The sequence below is a fragment of the Dehalococcoidia bacterium genome (assembly GCA_025054935.1).
Lineage (GTDB): Bacteria > Chloroflexota > Dehalococcoidia > SpSt-223 > SpSt-223 > JANWZD01.
In genome coordinates this window covers 111,896-130,249 of sequence record JANWZD010000010.1, presented here as the reverse complement: position 1 = coordinate 130,249, position 18,354 = coordinate 111,896, and the positions used below count along the sequence as shown (strand labels likewise).

Sequence of the window (18,354 nt, the reverse complement as noted above, 5' to 3'; positions counted from 1 at the left end):
GGACAGAGGTAAGTCAAAGAAGCGCCGCGTCGACGAGTACGCGCCCCGCTTCTGGCTGGCGGCTCTGGTCGACGCCGAGCGGCAGCTCAGCCAGCGTCACCAGAAAGATAGTAGTGAACAGCCACGCGATCCCCTCCGGGAGGCGGGCAAAGCGCTGCGCCTGCGGGACGGTGCGGGCGATGAGGACGGCAGCAGTGGCGCCAGCCATCACTGCCACCGCGCCGAGGTGAACGAGCCAGGCGAGTGGCGAAAGCCGATAACCGTCGCGAGCACGGTCTCCCAGGAGAAAGACTGGAGAAGGGCAAAGACGAAGAAGGCGAGCCCCGCCCGCACGCTGTCGGCGCGGAAGGGGTGACGCCGTTCAATCCAGGGCCTGGTCGGAGGCGAGAGGCGCCGAGATCAGCGGCCAGCGGCGTTGACCTCCAAGTCGAGCCCCTCAAGATAGCGGATGACGGCGCGGGTCAGTTCGCTCGGCGTCGACGAGCCGGCGGTCACCCCCACGCGGCGCACTCCAACGAGCCATTCAGGGCGAATGTCCTCCACCGTGTCGATGCGGTAGGCCGGCTTCCGCCCGAGCTTCTGAACGACTTCGACGAGGCGGTTGGTGTTGTTCGATTTCTTATCGCCGACGACAAGCACGAGGTCGGCCTGCTGGGAGAAAAAGACCGCCGCCTCTTGGCGCTGCTGGGTGGCCAGGCAAATCTCGTTGTGCACCTCGGCGTGGGGGTATCGCGCGAGGACCGCCGCGATCACTTCCTCGGTATCCCACTTCGAGAGGGTGGTCTGGGTGGTGACGGCGATTTTGTCGGCAACGAGGTCAAGAGCGTGGACATCCTCGACCGTTTCGACGAGATGAACCGCCTCTGGTGCTTCGCCGATCGCCCCCTCAGGCTCGGGGTGCCCGCGCTTGCCGATGTAGATGATCTGGTAGCCCTGCGGGGCGAGCTGGCGGATGAGGGCGTGGGTCCGTTCTACGTCTGGGCAGGTGGCGTCGACGCAGTGGAGCCCTTTGGCGGCCGCGCGCTCCTTGACGGCGGGGGAGACCCCATGGGCGGTGAAAATCACCGTCCCCTCATTCACCTGCTCAAGGAGGGCGAGCCGGTTTGGCCCGTCGAGCGAGATGACGCCAAGGCGCTCCATCTCGGCGACGACATGCTGGTTGTGGACGATCTGGCCGAGGATGTAGATCGGCCGCGGCGTGGCCGGGTCGGCAGCGACCCGCTTCACCAGCTGGATCGCGTCGACGACGCCGTAGCAGTAGCCGCGCGGAGTGATCTTGATAACGTCCATGAGGCTCCTTCCGCTTCTCTCCCAATTCAGTATAGGCGGCCGCTGCGATCAGGGGCGGCCGCGCGGTTGACAGCATCGCGCGCCCCACGCTAGCCTTGACCCGATACTTGATGATTCTGACAGAGAAAGCCCGGAACTGTTTATTTTGTGAGACGGCTCCATGGTGCTGATGGCGGCTCGGCCGGCGCTCGCGCCCCTCATCGACCAGTTTGGTCGGCGCATGGAGAGCCTGCGGCTCTCGGTGATCGATCGCTGCAACTTCCGCTGCGTCTACTGCATGCCCGAAGAGGGGCTGCCTTGGCTGGCGAACGCGAAGCTGATGACGTTCGACGAGATCGAGCGGCTTGCGCGGCTCTTCGTTGCGCTCGGCATTCGGGAGATCCGGCTGACGGGGGGCGAGCCGACCTTGCGCGCCGGCCTGCCGGACCTCGTCCGCCGGCTCGCTGCGATCGACGGGCTAGACGACCTCTCGCTGACGACGAACGGCGTCCTGCTCAACAAACTGGCGGGTCCGCTCGCCGCGGCGGGGCTGCGGCGCGTCAACGTCTCGCTCGACTCGCTCAACCGCGACCGCTTCCACCACCTGACCCGCCGCGATGCGCTCGACCGCGTCCTCGAAGGGCTGCGTGAGGTTGAGAAGTATCCCTCGCTTTGGCCGATCAAGGTGAACGCCGTTACCATGCCCGACATGAGCGAGGAAGATATCCTCGCCTTCTGCGAACTGGCGCGCAGCCGCGCCTACGTCGTTCGCTTTCTTGAATATATGCCGCTCGATGCCGAGGGCAACTGGGAGATGGCGAAGGTGCTTCCCGGCGCGACGGTCCTCGCGATCATCCGCCGCCATTACGCGCTCGAGCCGATCGAGGCGGCGCCCGGCTCGACCTCTCGCCGCTGGCGGTTTGCCGACGGGAAAGGCGAGATCGGGTTCATCAATCCCGTGACTGAGCCGTTTTGCGCCGACTGCAACCGGCTGCGGCTCACTGCCGACGGCCAGCTGCGCACCTGTCTCTTCTCGACTGGCGACTGGGACCTCCTCGGCCCGCTTCGTGCCGGGGCGAGCGATGAGGAGCTGATCGCGATCATTCGGGAGGCGGTCCGCCACAAAGAGAAGAAGCATCGGATCAACGAGGGGGCCGCATTTGTGCGGCCGAACCGCTCGATGTCGCAAATCGGCGGGTAGCTCGCATCGGACGAGCCGGGCGTCAGTGCTCTCCGCGGATGTCCGGCTGCTCAGGAGGCAGCGGTGACGCTGCGCCGCCGCAGCCAGCCGGCGAGCCGCCATCCCGCGAGCGCAAGCAGCGGGATCGCCCACCAGAAGAAGACGACGACCGCGACCACGCCGCTCGCCGCCGCCGCCAGAAAGCGGAGCGAGGCGCCCCACGCGGCGGCGGCCGCGTCGAGCGGGTTCGCGTAGCCGTTCTGCGGCCGCACCGCCGGCGGATAGAGCCCGACGTTGATCGTCGCCATCTCGACCCGGCGCTCAAGGTAGGTGAGCCGGCCTTTGATCCGCTCGATTTGACCGCGGACGGCTGTCAGCTGCTGCTGGACCTTCAGCACTTCATCGATCGACTGGGCGCGCCGCATCAGTTCGAGATATTGCGCCTCGGCAGCTTCGAGGTTCCGCAGCTGCGCGTTCAGGTCGGCATACTCTTCCGACACGTCTTGCGAGGTCGTCTTCTCGGAACGCACCTTATCGCCGACGCGCCGCAGCTGCTCCATGACGTTGCTGTAGTGCTCTGCTGGAACACGTAAGGTCATCGTCACGACGGGCGCATCGCCTTGGGAGGCGGCGTTCGAGCTGGCGACATAGCCGCCGGCATCTTGGACGAGACGCTGGACGCGCGCCATCGTCTCGAGCGGGTTTGCCACCTCGAGCTGGATATCGCCGGTGAAGATAATCCTGCGGAGGCCAAGGATCGCTTGCTCGCTGGGCAGGCTCGTCTCGCCGGTGCTGGGCCTGGCTTCTGTCCCGCGCGGAGCAGTGCTAGGGGAAAGCATCCTTGGCGCCGCGCCTGCCGCCTCGGGGCTTGGCGCCTGCGCGGAAGGAGCGGAGCGCTCGGCGGGCAGGCATCCTCCCGCCATGATCAGGAGACCGAGTGCCGCGCTCGCAATTGCCCATCGCGTTGGGTGTCCCATCCTTCCCCCTCTCGCACGATGCTCTTTGCTGTGTGAAGACGGGCGAAGAGCGGGGTCAGTTCCCCCTTCGGGGCCCGGGGCCGATTGAGGGTGATGAAGAGGCGGTGATACGATTGCAGTAGGGCCATATCGTGGCGCTCGCGTTGGGTGAGGAGAGCGTGCCGGTTATTGTCTCGCACTACTCCCCCGATCTCGACAGCATCACGGCGACATGGATCGTCCGTCGCTTCGGGGGGATGGCAGATGCGCAGTTCGCCTTTGTGCCGGCGGGGTCAACCCTTGGCGGCGCGCCGGTCGACTCCGACCCGGAGGTGATCCACGTCGATACGGGGTTTGGCCGCTTCGACCATCATCAGCCGGAGGCGGCTGACCCCGCTGTCTGCGCTGCGCGCCTCGCTGCGGAGGCGTACGCGCCGGCAGACCGCGCCCTCCAGCGCCTCGTCGCGTGGGTGGTGGAAGTCGACAATGGCCGCGAGCCCCCGGAGCAGGCGCTGCATCCCTTCGGTGTGACCGCGCTCATTCACGGCCTGAATCGGCTGAGCGGCGACCCGTCTTGGGTCATGGAGACGATGCTGCCGCTCCTCGACGCCTGGTACCGCGCTGCCCAAGACCACGTCGCCGCTGAAGAAGAGATCGAGCAGGCGACCTGGTTCGAGACCCCCTGGGGCCCTGGTGTGGCGCTGAGCGAGCGCCGCGCGAGCGCGCAGCAGCTCGCTTACGCCCGCGGGGCAGTGCTCTATCTCGCGCGAACACCCGAGGGATGGCACCGCTTCACGGCGCCGGCGTGGTCGACGGTGGACCTCAGCGAGACGGCGGCGCTGCTGCGCGCTCGAGAGCCGGATGTCGATTGGTATCTCCATCCGAGCCATAAGCTCTTGCTGAATGGAAGCCGCAAAGCGCCGCCACGCGCGCTCTCCCGGCTAACGTTGGACGATCTCATCGCGATAGTGCGTCTGCCGGCGGAGGCCAAAACGTGAGCGCAGGGGCGACCCGAGCGCGCAAGGAGCGGGAACGTGTCGACCGCCTGCTTGTTGCGCGCGGGCTTGCGCCGACGCGCGAGAAGGCGCAGGCGCTGATCCTTGCGGGAGAGGTAGTGGCGGACGGCGCGGTTGTCACCAGCGCCGGGACGCTCCTGCCGCGCGATGCTCAGCTGACGGTGGTGGCGCCGCCCCCGTATGTGAGCCGTGGCGGCCAGAAGCTGGCGGGGGCGCTGGCCGCGTTCCCGATTGATCCTGCGGGGCGGGTCTGCGCCGATGTCGGCGCCTCCACCGGCGGCTTCACCGACGTGCTCCTCCAGCGCGGCGCCGCTAAGGTGTATGCGATCGATGTCGGTTACGGGCAGCTTGCTCCGACGCTTCGCGCTGACCCGCGGGTCGTTGTGCTCGAGCGGACGAACGCCCGCGCTCTGCATGCCTTGCCGGAGCCGGTCTCGCTCGTCACGATCGATGTCTCGTTCATCTCGCTGACCAAGATCCTGCCCGCGGTGCGCCACTGGCTTGCGCCGACGGCTGACATCATCGCGCTGGTCAAACCGCAGTTCGAAGTAGGGCCGCGTCAGGTGGGGAAGGGTGGGGTCGTGCGCGATCCGCAAGCGCGCGCAGGGGCGGTGGTTGCTGTGGCGGAGGCGGCGCGGTCGCTCGGACTGCGGGTGCGCGGGGTCTGCCCTTCCCCGCTGCCGGGGCCGGCAGGCAATCGCGAACTGTTTCTCTGGCTGGCAACCCCAGAAGCGCCAGAGCTTCCCGCGGTGCCGGAGGCGGCGCGCCGGGCGGCAGAGCGGGAGGAGGCGGTGATCGCGTGAGCCGGATTGGGCTGGTCTATCAGCCGCGCACGCCGGCCGCCCTCGAGCTTGCCGAGCAGACGCGGCTGCGGCTGGAGCGCGAGGGCCACCATGTCTGGAAGGCGTCAGCGTGGGCAGAAGAGGAAGTGCTGGCCCAGCTGCGCGACACCGCGCTGCTGATCACCTTTGGGGGCGACGGGACAGTGCTGCGCATCGGCCGCCTCTCGGCGCCATTTGAGGTGCCGATCTTGACGGTCAACTTCGGGCGGCTCGGCTTTTTGACCGAAGTTCCGCCGAGCGAGATCGAGAACGCGCTTGAGGCGTATTTCGGCGGGCGGTTCTGGCTCGAACGCCGTATCCTCCTCGAAGCCCAGATCTTGCCGCCCGCCGGGCGCGATGCGGCGCCGTGGGACGAGCATTATCACCGCCGCTTCTCGGCGTTGAACGAAGTCGTTGTCTCGCGCGGGGGGGCGGCGCGGGTGATCCGGCTTTTGATCGCCATCGACGATGCCCCCTACACGACGTACATCGCCGACGGCGCAATTTTTGCCACGCCAACCGGCAGCACTGCGTACGCCCTCGCTGCCGGCGGCGCGATCCTCGATCCCTCGCTCGAGACGTTGATGATCACCCCGATCGCGGCACATCTCGGCCTGCAGCATTCGGTGGTCCTGCCCGGCGACAGCACCGTCACGGTCGAGGTGCGCAGCGACCACGGCGCGTATCTGTCGGTCGACGGCCAGCACGATGTCTTGCTCCAAGATGGCGACCGCGTCCGAGTAGCGCGCGCTGAAGCGCGGGCTTCGCTCGTCCGCCTTGGGCCGCGGTCGGCGTTCTATGCCCAGTTGGGGGAGCGGCTGACGCGTCGCTTTCTTGAGCCACGGGATGACCATGCTCGTTGAGCTAGAGATTCGTGATTTCGCCATCGTCGAGCGGCTGCGGGTGCCGTTTCAACCGGGACTGAACGTGCTGACCGGCGAGACGGGCGCCGGCAAAAGCATCATCATCGATGCGCTCAGCGCGGCGTTGGGCGCGCGCATGGGACCGGATGTCATCCGGGCTGGCCAAGCGGCGGCGCGCGTCGATGCCGTCTTCGATCTCAGCGGTCTCGAGCGGAGCGTGCGCGATCGGCTGATGACGGTGCTCGCGGAGCTCGGCCTCGAGGCTGAAGAAGATGTGCTCGTCCTCAGCCGCGAGGTGCAGGCCGCCGGCCGCTCGCTTGGCCGAGTCGGCGGTCGGCTGACGCCGGTCAGCACTCTCCAGCGGATCGGTGAGCTGCTGGTCGATATCCACGGGCAGGGCGACCACATCTCGCTCTTCCGGCCGGCCACGCAGCTCGATCTTCTGGACCGCTATGCCGGCGTCGGGGAGCTTCGCGCCGAGGTTGCGGCCGCGGTCGCTCGGCTGCGCGCGATCCTGCGCGAGCGCGCCGCCCTGCTCGCCGATGAGCGGGAGATCGCCCGGCGGATCGACCTCCTGCGCTTCCAAGTCGAAGAGATCGCGAGCGCGGCGCTCCGCCCGAACGAAGACGATGAACTCGAAGCTGAGCATCGGGTCCTCGCTTCGGCCGAGAAACTCGAGAAGCTTGCCGGCGCTGCCTACGATGCCCTCGACCGAGCAGGTGAGGCGCTCTCAAACGCGCTCGCCGACCTGCGGCACGCCGCCGCGATCGATCGGGCAGCGCAGCCGCTCGAAGAAGCCGCAATCCACGCTGCCGAAGCGCTCGACGATCTCGCCCGTCAGGTCCGCCTCTATCAGGAGCGCGTTGAGGCGGACCCGGCGCGGCTCGCGGCGGTTGAGGAGCGCCTGCGGCTGCTGATGGACCTGCGGCGGAAGTACGGACCGACCGTTCGCGACATTCTCGACTTTGGGACCCGCGCTGCCGCCGAACTGGCCGAACTCGAGCGCCGGACAGAGCGGAGGGATGAACTCGGAGCGGAGGAGGCGCGCGAACGCGAGCGGCTCAGCTGCGTCGCGCAGGAATTGTCGGCTCGCCGCCACGAGGCCGCCGACCGTCTCGCTCGGGAGGTGGAAGCAGAGCTGGCCAGCCTCGGCCTGCGGCAAGCGCGCTTCGCTGTCGAACTGCGCCGTCTGCCTGACCCCGAGGGGATTGTGGTCGAGGGCGCGGCCGTCGCTTACGACGAGAGCGGGGTCGACCGGATACAATTCCTGCTCTCGGCAAACCCGGGCAGCCCGCTTCGACCGCTCGACCGGGTTGCCAGCGGGGGAGAGACGGCGCGCATTATGCTGGGGCTGAAATCGGTGCTGGGCCGCCTTGACCGCGTGCCGACCCTGATCTTCGACGAGGTCGATGTCGGCATCGGCGGGCGTACCGGTCGGGTTGTGGGGCAGAAGCTGTGGGGGCTGACCCGCGGCCATCAGGTGATTTGCATCACCCATCTGCCGCAAGTCGCCAGCTTTGCCGACCACCATCTTTCCATCGTAAAGTTGACGGACGACGGCCGAACAGGAGTGCGGGTCGAGGCGCTTGACCCTGCCGGGCGCAAACGGGAACTGGCGCAGATGCTCGGCGGCGTCGCGGCCGCGATCCAGAACGCCGAGGAATTGTTGGAGCGCGCCGAAGAGTGGAAGCGCGCGCAGACGGTGCGAACGTGAAAGCAGAACGGGCAGTTATCGCCGACGTCCCCCAGATTCACCGCCTGATCTCTTTCTTCGCCGACCGCGGCGACCTGCTGCCACGAACGATGCACGAGCTGTATGAAACCGTGCGCGATTTCCATGTCGTTCGGGTGGATGGGAAAGTCGTCGGCTGCGCTGCCCTGCACATCAACTGGTCGGACCTCGCGGAGCTGCGCTCTGTCGCCGTCGCCGAGCCGTATCAAGGCCGGGGTATCAGCCGTCTTCTCGCGGAAGCGGCGCTTGCCGAGGCGCGCGCCCTCGGCATTCGGACTGTCTACGTCCTCACCTATCGGCCCGAAGTGTTCAGCCGCTTTGGGTTCAAGCCGGTCGATGTCGCCCAGTTGCCGCGCAAGGTGTGGAGCGAGTGTCAGAAGTGTCCGAAATTCCAATGCTGCGACGAGATCGCGATGACCTGCGATGTCTTCGGCGAGCCGGCGCAGCGCGCTGAACGCGCGGCGGCGCTTCCGCTCCTGCCAGTGATGCCGGTTCAGCGCGCGTGAGCCGCGAGCGTCTCGTCGAAGCGACGACCGTCCACCAAGGCAAGCTGCTCTCTGTGCGCGTGGAAACGGTGGCGCTCCCGAATGGCGCGCGCGTCGGGCGCGAGATCGTTGTCCATCCCGGCGCCGTCGTGATGGCGCCGGTTGACGAGGCAGGGCGGCTGGTGCTTGTCCGCCAGTACCGCCGCGCTGCCGACCGCGAATTGCTGGAGTTCCCCGCCGGCACGCTTCAGCCGGGGGAGGTGCCGGAGGCGGCCGTTGCGCGCGAGCTTGCCGAGGAGATCGGGCGGGCGGCCGGCCGCGTCGAACGGCTGGGCGCGTTCTATGCTGCGCCCGGCTACTCGACAGAACTGCTGCATTGCTTCCTGTGCCAAGATCTGCGTGCGGTGGATGCTGCGCCGGAGGCTGACGAGGCGATCGAGGTGGTTCCCGTGCCCCTGCACGATCTCCTCGCCCGCGTTCGGCGAGGCGAGATCGAGGATGCCAAGACGCTCGCCGCACTGATGCTGGCGCTGCCGCGTCTTCAGGGCAACTCTGAGTAGCGCCGGCGAGCTCGGCGAGGAAGGGCGCGTCTGTCCCGCACTGTGCCTCTCGCGGGCAAGCCCGCCGGAGAAGGGGATTGCGCTTCGCCAGCCGCGCATTCCATCCTCATATTCATAGGGGTACGTTGCACCTCGAAGGTGCGCGAGGCGAGTCGCGACGAGCCGCCTTCCCGCAGGGAGGGGGACGAGCCGGCCGTTCACTGCCGCGCCTTTTCCGACGTCCTAGTAGTGGACCCATCACAGCCGAGGGAGGTGGGTATGCGCTGGTTGAGAGGCGTTGTTCTTGCTGGTCTTGCGGGCGCGCTGTTTGCTCCCGCACCAGCGGCGGCGGGCGATTTTCGTTCCGGAGAGAGCATCGTCATCAGGGCGACCGAGACGATCGATAGCGATGTCTACCTCGCTGCCGCGACCGTTCGCATTGAAGGAACGGTGCGGGGTGATGTCTTCGCGGCGGGGCAGACCGTCGTCATCAGCGGCCGGATCGAGGGCGGAGTGACTGCTGCCGGGGGCACGATCGAAATCAGCGGGCAAGTCAGCCGCGGCGTGCGGGCGGCGGGCGGAACGGTTCGGGTCGATGGGCAGATCCAGCGCGACCTTCTCGCCGCGGCGGGCAGCATTGAGCTGACGCCCTCGGCGCGGGTCGGCGGCGACTTGGTCGTTTCGGCCGGCGGGATCACCGTTGGCGGAACGGTGGACGGGTCGCTCTTTGGCGGCGGCGGCGAGGTGCAGCTCACGGGAACGGTTCGCCGAGATGTTGACCTTACGGTCGGCGCCTTTACTCTCGGTCCGACCGCTCGGATTGGGGGAAGCCTCCAATACCGCAGCGAGCGTGACGCGACCATTCAGCCCGGCGCGCAGGTGACCACGAATCGGGGACGCACCGCGATTGCGGCGCCGGCGCCGCCCTCGCCGGCGGAGGTCGTGCTTGGCATCATCTGGAACATCATTCGGGCGTTCCTTGGCGTGGTGACCGTTGGTCTCGGATGGCTGCTCGTTGCTCCGCGCGGAGTGCGCGCGACCGTCGAGCAGCTTGAGCGGGCGCCGCTTCCGAGCCTCGGCGTCGGCGTGCTTGTTGTGCTGGTGGCGCCAGTTGCTCTTCTCCTTCTGCTGCTGCTCGCGCTTCTTCTCGGATTCGGACCGCTGCTCATTGCAGTGGCCGCACTTCTCGTCTTGGGATTGGTCATCGCTGGGGCAATCATTTCTTTCTGGCTCGGCCGAACGATCCTTCGGCGCGTCGGCCAGTCTCGCGCAGAGTGGGCCGGGCTTCTTCTCGGCGCGGCGATCCTCGCCGTGCTCGGCGCGGTGCCCGTCGTCGGCTTTGTCGTCGGGCTGGCGGTAGCCCTCTTTGGGCTCGGGGCGGCGCTCTTGGCAGCGTTCCGCGCTGGCCGTGGCGGCGTCACGCCAGCTGCGGCTAGCGCACCGTAAGCCCTCCGAGCTCGATCGCCTCTTGGCCCTGACTGAGCGCTCGGGCGCCGGTACTGGGGTCGTAGAGGCCGAGCACAATCCGATAGAGGCCGGGCGGCATGACGCGCTGGGGCACGATCCAAATGTCGTCGCGGAGCAAACGCCCCGGCTCCCACCCGCTGGTTGGGGAGTCCCCGCAGTGAGGCGGCGCATCAAGTTGGCCGCGCACTCTTCCCTCTGCGTCGACGAGATGGACGAAGACCGTCCAGTCGCGGGAGGGGCGCTGCTCGGCGCGCCAGTAGAGCACAATGCGCGGCACTGCGCCGGACCGGAGAGCGCCGAGGGGCAGTTCGACTGCTTCGAGGATCAGCCCGTCATCGAAGCGGTCGCCCCGAGGCTGCGCGTAGCTGGGGACAGCAGCAGGGAACAGGATGCCGCCTGAGCCGCGCCGCAGCAGCAGGAGGCCATCGCGCTCGAACAGGGGGCCCCACCCCTCCTCGCAGAGGACTTCCTCTAACCCTTCCTCATAGGTGAGGGAGCCGGGCGGGGCATAGCGCTGGGCGCGGGTGTCGAGGGCCACGAACTCGGCATCTGCATAGCGCGGGAAGAGGAAGATCTTCTCCCGGGCGGAGAGGTGAGGGACGAGCCCCGTTTGGGCGCTGACGCTGGCTGTCGGCGGGATCAGGCGCAGCATCTCCCGCGCCAGCCGAAGGTGAGCCGTGTCTCCCGCAAGGCCGTTGTTCAGTCGGCGCGCCGCGGTCTCGGGCAGACGCATGCCGGCCATGACGGCCATCGCGGCGAGGCTCGCTGCGGCCGCAAGCGGCGCGAGGCGGGGGAGCCGGTGCCGCATCCAGGCGAGGCCGTCGGCGGCGGCGAAGGCGAGCGGCGGCAGCAGCGTCACGGGGTAATGGCTGATCAGCTCGGTTAAGGGGCGATACTGCCCGAGCAGCAGATAGGCGAGGTTCGGCAGGGCGAGCAGCAGCGTCGCCGGCGCGGCGAGCGGCAGCCCTCCCCAGCTGACGAGAAGCTCGAAGAGAAAGAGAAGTTTGCGCGGAGCGAGCATTGTTGTCACAGCCGCAAGCGGGTTCGTGAGCAGCGACGCGCCGATTGCATCCGGGGTATCGCCAAGAGCCCCGAACCGCCAGAAGTAGAAGTACCGGCCGCTGTCGCTGAATGCCGGGATGACGACGAGGACCGCGAGCGCGGTCCACAGCAGCCCGACCCCGGCGAGGAGAAGCGCGTCTCGCCAGCCGGCGCGCCAGGCCGCCCACAGCCCGAGGCCGGCGGCGATAATCCCCATGTCCTCTCGCACCGTGAGGAGGACGAGAGCGGCACCGTAGAACGGCAAGCGCCGACGCGTCAGGAGCCCGCCGAGGGCAACGGCGAGCAGCAGCGGCGCAAACGCGACTTCATGAAAGTCGAACGACGCCGTCGCGAACAGGGTCGGGTGGATGAGATAGCCGACGGGAATGATCAGGGCGGTCCATCCTCCCACTCGGCGCAGGGCGTACCAGCCGATAGGCAGCGCGGCCGCCGCAAGCAGGATCGCCTGGACGACAAGCAGTCCCGGGGCGTTCGCGCCGACCCATGCGAGGGGCACCAGCAGCAGAAGGATGAGCGACAGATGCTGGCCGAGGAAGTTGCGCGACTCGCTGAGAGTATTGGCAAACAGGCGGCCTTGGGAGGAATTCCAGACGACTTGGTCGAAGATCCCGAGATCGAACGCGCCGCTGTTGAAGGTCGCGTGGCGGTAGAGCGAGAACGCGGCAAAGCTGAGCGCGGCGAGCGCTGTCGCAGCGATGAGCGCCCGTCCCGGCCAGCTCGCGAAGGGGGAGGCAGAGGGAGAAGAAGGCACGGTGCTGCCTATTAGGCGGGGTTGAGCGCGGGCGCGGCGTCGCTGCAGCCCGGCGTCTGCCCGAGGATCGAGCGGTAAAACGCGACTGTCGCCGTCGCGATGCGCTGCTGAGTGAACCGGTCGAGCACGCGTCGCCGCCCGCGCTCGGCGGCTGCCGCGCGGAGCGCCGGCGAGTCGATCACCGCCTGCAGCTGAGCGCGCAGCGCTGCCACGTCTCCTTCCGGCACAATCCAGCCGGCATCGCCAATCACGTTCGGGATCTCGCCCGAATTGCTGCCGACGACGGCGACGCCGCTGGCCATCGCTTCGATCAGGACGCGGCCGAATTGCTCCTTCCAGTTGGGGAGGGTGCGCGAGGGGAGGACGAGCAGGTCGAGGGTGCGGTAGAAGGCGGGGACTTGGTGGGAGGGCCAGCTTCCCAGCAAGCGGACGCGCTCGCGGACACCGAGGCGATCGATGAGGGCGCGGAGCGCGGGCGCTTCATCGCCCGCGCCGAGGAGGTCGAGCTGCCAGTCGCCGCGCAGCCCGGCTGCCGCCTCGATCAGGAGGTCTACTCCCTTCCCTCGCCAGAGCCGGCCGACATAGCCGATCCGGACCGGCACAGCGTCGCGTGGCGGCCGAAATGGAAAAAGGTCGGGGTCGACGCCGAACTGCGGAAGCACGGTCAGCGGACCGCGGTAGCCACGGCGCCGGAGGATCGCTGCCGCTTCGGCGTTGCCGGCGATCGCGCCCGCCGCGTGCGCAAGTGTCCAGCGGCGAAACCATTCGAACGGCGGCGGGTAGCGGCGGTCGAGGTTCTGCCAGGTGAAGAACAGCGCCGGGATGCCTCGCCGCCGTGCGGCCCAGAGAGCATGGACGGTGACAACGTCGTACGGCTCTTCGTCGATGTGGAACAGGTCGGGCTGCGTTTCATCGAGAAGCCGTCCGATGCCGGGATAGAAATGGAGGTGGTGGTTGCCGTTCAGCAGAGGCGAGAGGACAATCAAGCGGTAGTTGCGGTCATTGCCCGGCTCAAGCGGCTCGCGCCGCCGCCCGAACTGCCAGTAGGGCGGAACAGCGAGCGTCACCTCGACCTCCGGGAGCGACGCCATCGCTTCCAGTTTTGTCCGGTAGGCGGCGACATAGCACGCCTTCGAGAGCATGAGGACGCGCAGGGGCCTTGCACTCATTGTCGGACGGCAGTCAGATGGACGACCGCGGCACCGCGCTCGACCCGGCTGAGCACGCGCGCTTCGACGACCCCAGCAGCCCAGAGCGCAGCCATCAATGCCTGAAACGGCAGGCCGCCCAGCCGCAGCCGGCGAAACCAGGGCTCTCGAGCGACATAGGTGAGAATATCTTTCACTTGGCCGATCGGGTGCATGCTAAACCGAAGCTCCGTCACGTGGAAGCCGTGGCGTTCGACCATCCCAATCACCTCCTGACGGTCGAACCGCTGGACATGATCCCCATGGCGCACCTTCAGGTCGCCGCCGAAATGGAGCTTCCAGAGGATCCAGAACAGCGTGCCGGGCTGGCCCTCGCAGGGAACGAGGGCATGGAACACGCCCGCTGGCTTCAGCACGCGATGGATTTCGCTGAGCGCCTCCTCCGGTCCGGCGCCGGGGATGTGCTCGAGCACGTCGAACAGGATGACGGTGTCGAACGACTCGTCGCGGTAAGGGAGAGCCGTCGCGCTTGCGAGCGTATAGGCAACGCCGTCGCGGTAGCGGCTCGCGAGCCGGATCGATTTCGGCCCGAGGTCTGAACCGTGCGGCTCCAAATCGGGCCGCAGGCTGGCAATCGTCCGGATAAACCGGCCGGCTCCACACCCGACCTCGAGGAGGCGCCCGCCGCGCGGACCGATCGCTTCGAGCGCATGGCCGAGCGCGGTGTTGCCGCGCGGCACGGTCTTATGGCCCCAGATGAACGGCTCGCGATAGGGCGGGATCGTGGTCACGGCGGCCGGAGTGTAGCCGATGCAGCGCTGTGCTTGGCCAGCTGGAGCGCGGCAGAGAAGAGGGGACGGAACGCGGCGCTGCTTGCCGTCCTCGGCGCGTCGCGCTTGACGAACGGGGAGCGCCTAATGGTGCGCAGCCCGCTCCTGAAGGAGAGCGCCCCGCTCAGTTGTGGCGAGCATAGGCAGGGTAGGGGTCCGCATGGTGCGCGACTGCGCTGCGGAGTGCGCTCGGCTCGGCGGCGAGGCGGCGGTCGCCGACCCAAAGCTCCTGCTCGCTGACGAGGTGCGGCTTGGTCAGCACCAGTTCCGGGGTGACCGGCACTTTCGGCGGGCGGAGATGGCGAACGAGGATCCCGATCAAGGCGGCGACCATGGAGTAGACGACGAACCCGCCGACAAGCCAAAGGAAGAACGATGTCACCTGAGCGGCGGTCGCCGGGCTGGAGAAAAGGTGCTGGTTGGCCAGCACGAGCGGCACGACGAGCAGGTAGGGGAAGACATTCGCGATCGTGATGCAGAATGCGACCACGATCGCGCCGCCGAGGCCGAGCCGGGCGCGTCCCCGCGCGCGCATGCCGCCAATGATGGGCGCGCCGATCAGCAGGAGGGGGGAGAGCAGGGGGATGAGATGGAGGAAGAGCCCGTGCGTCATCACAAACGCCGTTAGGGACCCATGAGCGGCTGCCGCAAAGACCAGCCGCGCGCGGTGCTTATCGATCACCCTCGCCTCTCCCTCGGCCGCGTGCTGCGAGAATCATACCCCCTGCTCCTCAGCTGGGCGCGAGCCCAAACTCGCGGATGGTGAACACCGCTCGATAGCGATAGCCTCGCCCCGCGAACAGCTCGGCTGCGCCCTCGTGGCGGTCGAGCAGCGCGCCGACCAGTTCCACGCTCCCTCCTGCCCGTTCCACCGCCTCGACCGCCCAGAGGAGCGAGCCGCCGGTAGTCGCGGTGTCGTCTACGACGGCGACGCGCATGCCCGGCGCGAATGGCCCTTCGATTTGCTGGCCGGCGCCGTGCGCCTTCGCTTCTTTCCGCACCATAAACCCCGGCAGCGGACGGCCCAGCTGATAGCTGACCGCCGCGACTGCGCCAATGAGCGGCACTGCCGCGGCGACCGGCCCGCCGATAGCGTCGATCGCCACGCCGTCAACGAGGTCGAGCAAGGCGAGGGCGGCAAGATAGGCGCCTTCGGGGGAGAGCGAAATGCGCCGCAGGTCGACGTAGTAGGACGACCGCTTGCCGGACGACAGGACGAACTCTCCGCGGGAAATAGCGTGGCGTTCGATCAGGGCGTGAAGGCGCGCGCGCGCAGTCGGGTCCATCGTCGCTCCTTCTCCGGCAGCACGAGTCAGTGCGCGATTGACTATACTGCCGGCACGTGAGTGTCATCCTGCCTTCCCTGCTGGCGTGGCTCCTTGGCGCTGCGGCGTTTCAGGCGTCTCCCTGTCCTGCCTCGGGCTGGCTTCGCCTCGAGCCGGCGGGCGCGCCTGCAGGCGAGCGCGCCCGCTTTGTCGCCGATGTCGATTCGCCGGACCCGTCCTGCCGCGCTCTTGTGCGGAGCGAGCCCTTCGTTATTCTGCGCTCCCCTGCGGGCGAGGCGGAGGTCATTCTGCGCCCGAGCGGGGAGATCTTTGCGGCGGACGTAACGGTGCCGCCGCCGCCGTGGTCAGCGACCCTCTACGTAGTCGGCACCGGCGACCCGCTCGCTGCGGTGGGGTCCCAGGGGATTACCAGCCCGACTGACCTGTGGTATGTCGTTCGGCGCGCTCCGGGCGCGCTGCTGGTTATCGCGTTGGCGGTTGGGCTGGGGATAGCTGCCGTGCTTGGGCTGCCCAGCGTGCCGCGTCGGCACGGGAGAAAAGCGCAAGCGCCCCTGCTGCGTCGGCGCCGCTCACCAGCGGCGGGTCAGGCGGCTCCACCAGCGGCGCACCGCCAGGAACAGGGAGCCGCCGGGAGGGTCGCCGTAGTCGATCGGCTGCCCGCGCCAGCGGCGCTCTCTGTCGAGGTAGCGCGGACCGCGAAAGGCGATGAGGTAGGCGCTGATGAAGCAGCCGACGGCGACAAGCGTGCACAGGATGCCGAGAAGCGGAGCGCGATAGTAGGCGATGTAGGCCGCGATGGTGAAGATGATCGCGAGAAGCATCAGCCGGCTCGTCCCGCTCAGCCGACCCCAGAATGAGGTGGCGCGAGACGCTCCGGGGGTCCATTTTCTCGTGTCATGAGACGCGCGGGAGGAACTCGCAAAGGAACGCGACGGCGCGGGCTCCTCGCCAAGATCGCCAGCTTTCGCGAGGATCTCCTCGATCTCCTGCTCGATGCGCCGACTTACGCCCCGGTCTCGCCGCTCCGTCACGCGGCTATTCTAGATCACCCCTCTCTCGGCCGCAAAACGGTGCTGGCGCCGAATGGTAGACTTTCGCTATGCGAGTGACAGTGCGGCTCTTTGCGGGCGCGCGGGAGGCAGTGGGCGCGCCGACAGCGCTTCTTGAACTGCCGGCGGGCACAACGGCCGGAGAGGCGGTGGAAGCGCTGGTGCGCGAGTACCCTGCGCTGCGCCGCTTTGCCGCAATTTCGCGGCTCGCGGTTGACGGCGAGTATGCCTCGCCGGAACGCCCGCTTTTTGATGGAGCGGAGCTTGCGATCTTGCCGCCGGTCAGCGGCGGCGCGGAGCTGACCGATGACACTGACTGACCGCTTGCGCCATATCACGCGTGAGCCGATCTCTGCTGCTGCCTTGGCGGCAGGGCTTGCTGCTCCGGAGCACGGGGCAGTCGTCACCTTTGATGGGGTTGTGCGCGGCTATTCCCGGGGGAAGCGCATCCGGTATCTCGAATACGAAGCGTATCCTGAGATGGCCGACCGGCAGATCGCTGCTATCCTCGCGGAGGCACGGGAGCGCTGGCCCGAGACAGAAGTGAGAGCAATCCACCGCACCGGGCGGCTCGAGATCGGCGAGGTGAGTGTCTCGATCGCGGCCGCTTCGGCGCACCGCGCCGAGGCGTTTGCTGCCTGTCGGTTTGTCATCGATGCGATCAAGCAGCGGGTGCCGATTTGGAAGAAAGAAGTCGCCGAGGACGGCGAGGAGTGGATCGAAGGGGAGTAGCTAGCGCGATCGTCCCCGGAAGCTGCTCACAAGGCTGTTCCAGGCGGAGCGCACCGCTCGCGTCAACCCAGACCCACCGCTCGAGGTGTCGAGCGTCGCGATAAGGTCACTGACGAGCCGCGCCTTCTGCATCGGGCAGAGATCCTTCGGTTCGAGGGTCGTTTGCCGGCGGTTGCGCGCCTCGCGGTCAAGGTGCTCCTGGATGATCTTGATCGCTTCGTCAACGACCCGCGGTTCGTGCGTTGTGGGCTGCATGCTCGCCTCCTGATCGCCTCAAGGCAATCTGCGCTTCGGTGTCCTCTGCGTTGCTGCCCGCCCTCCCCGTGCTGCCGGGTTGCGCGGACGAGCCTCGCCGCCGTTTCGGCAAACTGTCCGCAGTCGATAGTACCCCGGAGCAGCCGGGTTGTCAAACAGTGCGCTAACAGTTCTCCCGCCCCGCCGGGGCGGCTGCTGCTCCAGCGCGCTCGCCTGCCGGGAGCGGTATCTGTCGCTAAGGAGCGCAGCACCGTATACTCCCCGCTGTGCTGTTCGCTGTTCAGCTGACCGAGGACGACCTCGCGGCGCTCGCGGCCGAGCAGCGCCGCTTTCAGCGCCGCCGCTCGACGGCACTCCAGATCTTCGGCCGAACCACGGTTGCAATCTGGTTTCTCTTCTTTGCCGGGCTGGCGCTCATCGCGGCCGCCACTCTCGCCCTCCTGCCTGGGGCCGGCATCCAAACGCACACTCTTCTGATCGTCGGGGGGGCAGCGCTGCTGTGGCTGCTGCTCTTCGCTGTCGTCCTTCCTCAGCTGCGCCAAGGAACCGTGCGCGGCGTCATTCGCGAGGAACTGAGCCGGGACGGCGCGCCTCACTTCCAGCTTGAGGTCGAGGAGGGCGGGATGCGAGTTCGTTCTCGCTACGGCGACCTCCGCTTCGGCTGGGGCGACGTTCGGACGGTAATCGAGGCAAGCGAGCGGCTCTTCTTTTTCGTTCCCCTTGACATTGTTCCGTTCGGGCACGCGATCGTGTTCCCGCTGCGCGGCTTGAGCGCCGAAGAGCGGGCGAACGTGTTCGCGCTGTTAGAGAGGCACCGTTCCCGCTTCGCGGAGAACGAGCCGGCTGACATCGGGACCCGCTAGAACGGAGCGGCAGCGACGCAGGACCTGCCGGCTGCCCTTCTCCGACGCTT

General features: G+C 67.8%; 21 protein-coding genes and 1 pseudogene. 11 read left to right on the top strand and 11 right to left on the bottom strand.

Features of this window, described 5'->3' with window-relative positions; all coding sequences use genetic code 11:
• Window positions 1-13: 13 nt before the first annotated feature.
• From NZ773_11770 to NZ773_11760, 3 genes are all read right to left on the bottom strand, one after another.
• Window positions 14-217 (bottom strand): hypothetical protein, encoded by a 204-nt coding sequence (locus tag NZ773_11770; protein ID MCS6802600.1) that lies wholly within the window; start codon window positions 215-217, stop codon window positions 14-16.
• The gene (locus tag NZ773_11765) at window positions 208-333 is read right to left on the bottom strand and encodes a hypothetical protein (protein MCS6802599.1); all 126 of its coding nucleotides are present in this window, start codon (window positions 331-333) and stop codon (window positions 208-210) included. The genes NZ773_11770 and NZ773_11765 overlap by 10 nt, the downstream gene beginning before the upstream one ends.
• Window positions 334-399: 66 nt before the next feature.
• Window positions 400-1,290 (bottom strand): 4-hydroxy-3-methylbut-2-enyl diphosphate reductase, encoded by an 891-nt coding sequence (locus tag NZ773_11760; protein MCS6802598.1) that lies wholly within the window; start codon window positions 1,288-1,290, stop codon window positions 400-402.
• 169 nt (window positions 1,291-1,459) lie between these two features.
• Here NZ773_11760 and moaA point away from each other — a divergent pair, with 169 nt between their 5' ends.
• Window positions 1,460-2,470 carry a GTP 3',8-cyclase MoaA gene (moaA, locus tag NZ773_11755; GenBank protein MCS6802597.1) on the top strand — a complete coding sequence of 337 codons (1,011 nt, stop codon included), beginning with the start codon at window positions 1,460-1,462 and terminating at the stop codon, window positions 2,468-2,470.
• 50 nt (window positions 2,471-2,520) lie between these two features.
• On the opposite strand, the gene NZ773_11750 is transcribed toward moaA, so the two are convergent.
• A complete protein-coding gene (locus NZ773_11750; GenBank protein ID MCS6802596.1) occupies window positions 2,521-3,288 on the bottom strand; it encodes a DUF4349 domain-containing protein in 768 nt (255 codons plus the stop codon).
• A 296-nt stretch (window positions 3,289-3,584) separates the two neighbouring features.
• Here NZ773_11750 and NZ773_11745 point away from each other — a divergent pair, with 296 nt between their 5' ends.
• The 7 genes and pseudogenes from NZ773_11745 to NZ773_11715 all read left to right on the top strand — a co-directional run bounded on the left by NZ773_11745 (window position 3,585) and on the right by NZ773_11715 (window position 10,307).
• A complete protein-coding gene (locus tag NZ773_11745) occupies window positions 3,585-4,403 on the top strand; it encodes a chromate resistance protein (protein MCS6802595.1) in 819 nt (272 codons plus the stop codon).
• Window positions 4,400-5,224 carry a TlyA family RNA methyltransferase gene (locus NZ773_11740; protein ID MCS6802594.1) on the top strand — a complete coding sequence of 275 codons (825 nt, stop codon included), beginning with the start codon at window positions 4,400-4,402 and terminating at the stop codon, window positions 5,222-5,224. The genes NZ773_11745 and NZ773_11740 overlap by 4 nt, the downstream gene beginning before the upstream one ends.
• A complete protein-coding gene (locus tag NZ773_11735; GenBank protein ID MCS6802593.1) occupies window positions 5,221-6,105 on the top strand; it encodes an NAD(+)/NADH kinase in 885 nt (294 codons plus the stop codon). The genes NZ773_11740 and NZ773_11735 overlap by 4 nt, the downstream gene beginning before the upstream one ends.
• A complete protein-coding gene (recN, locus tag NZ773_11730) occupies window positions 6,089-7,819 on the top strand; it encodes a DNA repair protein RecN (GenBank protein ID MCS6802592.1) in 1,731 nt (576 codons plus the stop codon). The genes NZ773_11735 and recN overlap by 17 nt, the downstream gene beginning before the upstream one ends.
• Window positions 7,816-8,265 (top strand): annotated as a pseudogene (locus tag NZ773_11725) (N-acetyltransferase). The gene recN and the pseudogene NZ773_11725 overlap by 4 nt, the downstream one beginning before the upstream one ends.
• A 74-nt stretch (window positions 8,266-8,339) precedes the next feature.
• Window positions 8,340-8,882, top strand: coding sequence for an NUDIX hydrolase (locus tag NZ773_11720; GenBank protein MCS6802591.1), 543 nt, complete (start codon window positions 8,340-8,342; stop codon window positions 8,880-8,882).
• 258 nt (window positions 8,883-9,140) lie between these two features.
• Entirely contained in the window at window positions 9,141-10,307 is a 1,167-nt protein-coding gene (locus NZ773_11715; GenBank protein ID MCS6802590.1) for a polymer-forming cytoskeletal protein, read from the top strand.
• On the opposite strand, the gene NZ773_11710 is transcribed toward NZ773_11715, so the two are convergent.
• The 6 genes from NZ773_11710 to NZ773_11685 all read right to left on the bottom strand — a co-directional run bounded on the left by NZ773_11710 (window position 10,294) and on the right by NZ773_11685 (window position 16,436).
• Window positions 10,294-12,141 carry a DUF2079 domain-containing protein gene (locus NZ773_11710; GenBank protein MCS6802589.1) on the bottom strand — a complete coding sequence of 616 codons (1,848 nt, stop codon included), beginning with the start codon at window positions 12,139-12,141 and terminating at the stop codon, window positions 10,294-10,296. The two genes, NZ773_11715 and NZ773_11710, sit on opposite strands and share 14 nt — an antisense overlap.
• An 11-nt stretch (window positions 12,142-12,152) precedes the next feature.
• Window positions 12,153-13,310 carry a glycosyltransferase family 4 protein gene (locus tag NZ773_11705; protein MCS6802588.1) on the bottom strand — a complete coding sequence of 386 codons (1,158 nt, stop codon included), beginning with the start codon at window positions 13,308-13,310 and terminating at the stop codon, window positions 12,153-12,155.
• Entirely contained in the window at window positions 13,307-14,080 is a 774-nt protein-coding gene (locus tag NZ773_11700) for a class I SAM-dependent methyltransferase (GenBank protein MCS6802587.1), read from the bottom strand. Before NZ773_11700 ends, NZ773_11705 begins: the two co-directional genes overlap by 4 nt.
• Before the next feature lie 163 nt (window positions 14,081-14,243).
• Complete coding sequence (locus NZ773_11695) at window positions 14,244-14,801, bottom strand: hypothetical protein (GenBank protein MCS6802586.1); 558 nt, start codon at window positions 14,799-14,801, stop codon at window positions 14,244-14,246.
• A gap of 49 nt (window positions 14,802-14,850) precedes the next feature.
• Entirely contained in the window at window positions 14,851-15,405 is a 555-nt protein-coding gene (pyrE, locus tag NZ773_11690) for an orotate phosphoribosyltransferase (GenBank protein MCS6802585.1), read from the bottom strand.
• A gap of 569 nt (window positions 15,406-15,974) precedes the next feature.
• Complete coding sequence (locus tag NZ773_11685) at window positions 15,975-16,436, bottom strand: hypothetical protein (GenBank protein ID MCS6802584.1); 462 nt, start codon at window positions 16,434-16,436, stop codon at window positions 15,975-15,977.
• A gap of 68 nt (window positions 16,437-16,504) precedes the next feature.
• On the opposite strand from NZ773_11685, the gene NZ773_11680 reads away from it, so the two are divergent.
• Both NZ773_11680 and NZ773_11675 read left to right on the top strand, forming a co-directional pair.
• Window positions 16,505-16,774 (top strand): MoaD/ThiS family protein, encoded by a 270-nt coding sequence (locus NZ773_11680; protein MCS6802583.1) that lies wholly within the window; start codon window positions 16,505-16,507, stop codon window positions 16,772-16,774.
• Window positions 16,761-17,186: a molybdenum cofactor biosynthesis protein MoaE gene (locus NZ773_11675; GenBank protein MCS6802582.1), complete on the top strand. Its 426-nt coding sequence runs from the start codon at window positions 16,761-16,763 to the stop codon at window positions 17,184-17,186. The genes NZ773_11680 and NZ773_11675 overlap by 14 nt, the downstream gene beginning before the upstream one ends.
• Here NZ773_11675 and NZ773_11670 read toward each other — a convergent pair whose 3' ends face one another.
• A complete protein-coding gene (locus NZ773_11670) occupies window positions 17,187-17,441 on the bottom strand; it encodes a hypothetical protein (GenBank protein ID MCS6802581.1) in 255 nt (84 codons plus the stop codon).
• Between the two features lie 266 nt (window positions 17,442-17,707).
• Here NZ773_11670 and NZ773_11665 point away from each other — a divergent pair, with 266 nt between their 5' ends.
• Window positions 17,708-18,304, top strand: coding sequence for a hypothetical protein (locus NZ773_11665; protein MCS6802580.1), 597 nt, complete (start codon window positions 17,708-17,710; stop codon window positions 18,302-18,304).
• The last annotated feature ends 50 nt before the right edge of the window (window positions 18,305-18,354 follow it).

Bases quoted from the DNA above. Each gene is read 5' to 3' on its own strand.
- moaA (MCS6802597.1), top strand. From the start codon at position 1,460: ATGGCGGCTCGGCCGGCGCTCGCGCCCCTCATCGACCAGTTTGGTCGG.
- NZ773_11675 (MCS6802582.1), top strand. From the start codon at position 16,761: ATGACACTGACTGACCGCTTGCGCCATATCACGCGTGAGCCGATCTCT.
- NZ773_11760 (MCS6802598.1), bottom strand. From the start codon at position 1,290: ATGGACGTTATCAAGATCACTCCGCGCGGCTACTGCTACGGCGTCGTC.
- NZ773_11705 (MCS6802588.1), bottom strand. From the start codon at position 13,310: ATGAGTGCAAGGCCCCTGCGCGTCCTCATGCTCTCGAAGGCGTGCTAT.
- NZ773_11680 (MCS6802583.1), top strand. From the start codon at position 16,505: ATGCGAGTGACAGTGCGGCTCTTTGCGGGCGCGCGGGAGGCAGTGGGC.
- NZ773_11750 (MCS6802596.1), bottom strand. From the start codon at position 3,288: ATGCTTTCCCCTAGCACTGCTCCGCGCGGGACAGAAGCCAGGCCCAGC.
- NZ773_11670 (MCS6802581.1), bottom strand. From the start codon at position 17,441: ATGCAGCCCACAACGCACGAACCGCGGGTCGTTGACGAAGCGATCAAG.
- recN (MCS6802592.1), top strand. From the start codon at position 6,089: ATGACCATGCTCGTTGAGCTAGAGATTCGTGATTTCGCCATCGTCGAG.
- pyrE (MCS6802585.1), bottom strand. From the start codon at position 15,405: ATGGACCCGACTGCGCGCGCGCGCCTTCACGCCCTGATCGAACGCCAC.
- NZ773_11715 (MCS6802590.1), top strand. From the start codon at position 9,141: ATGCGCTGGTTGAGAGGCGTTGTTCTTGCTGGTCTTGCGGGCGCGCTG.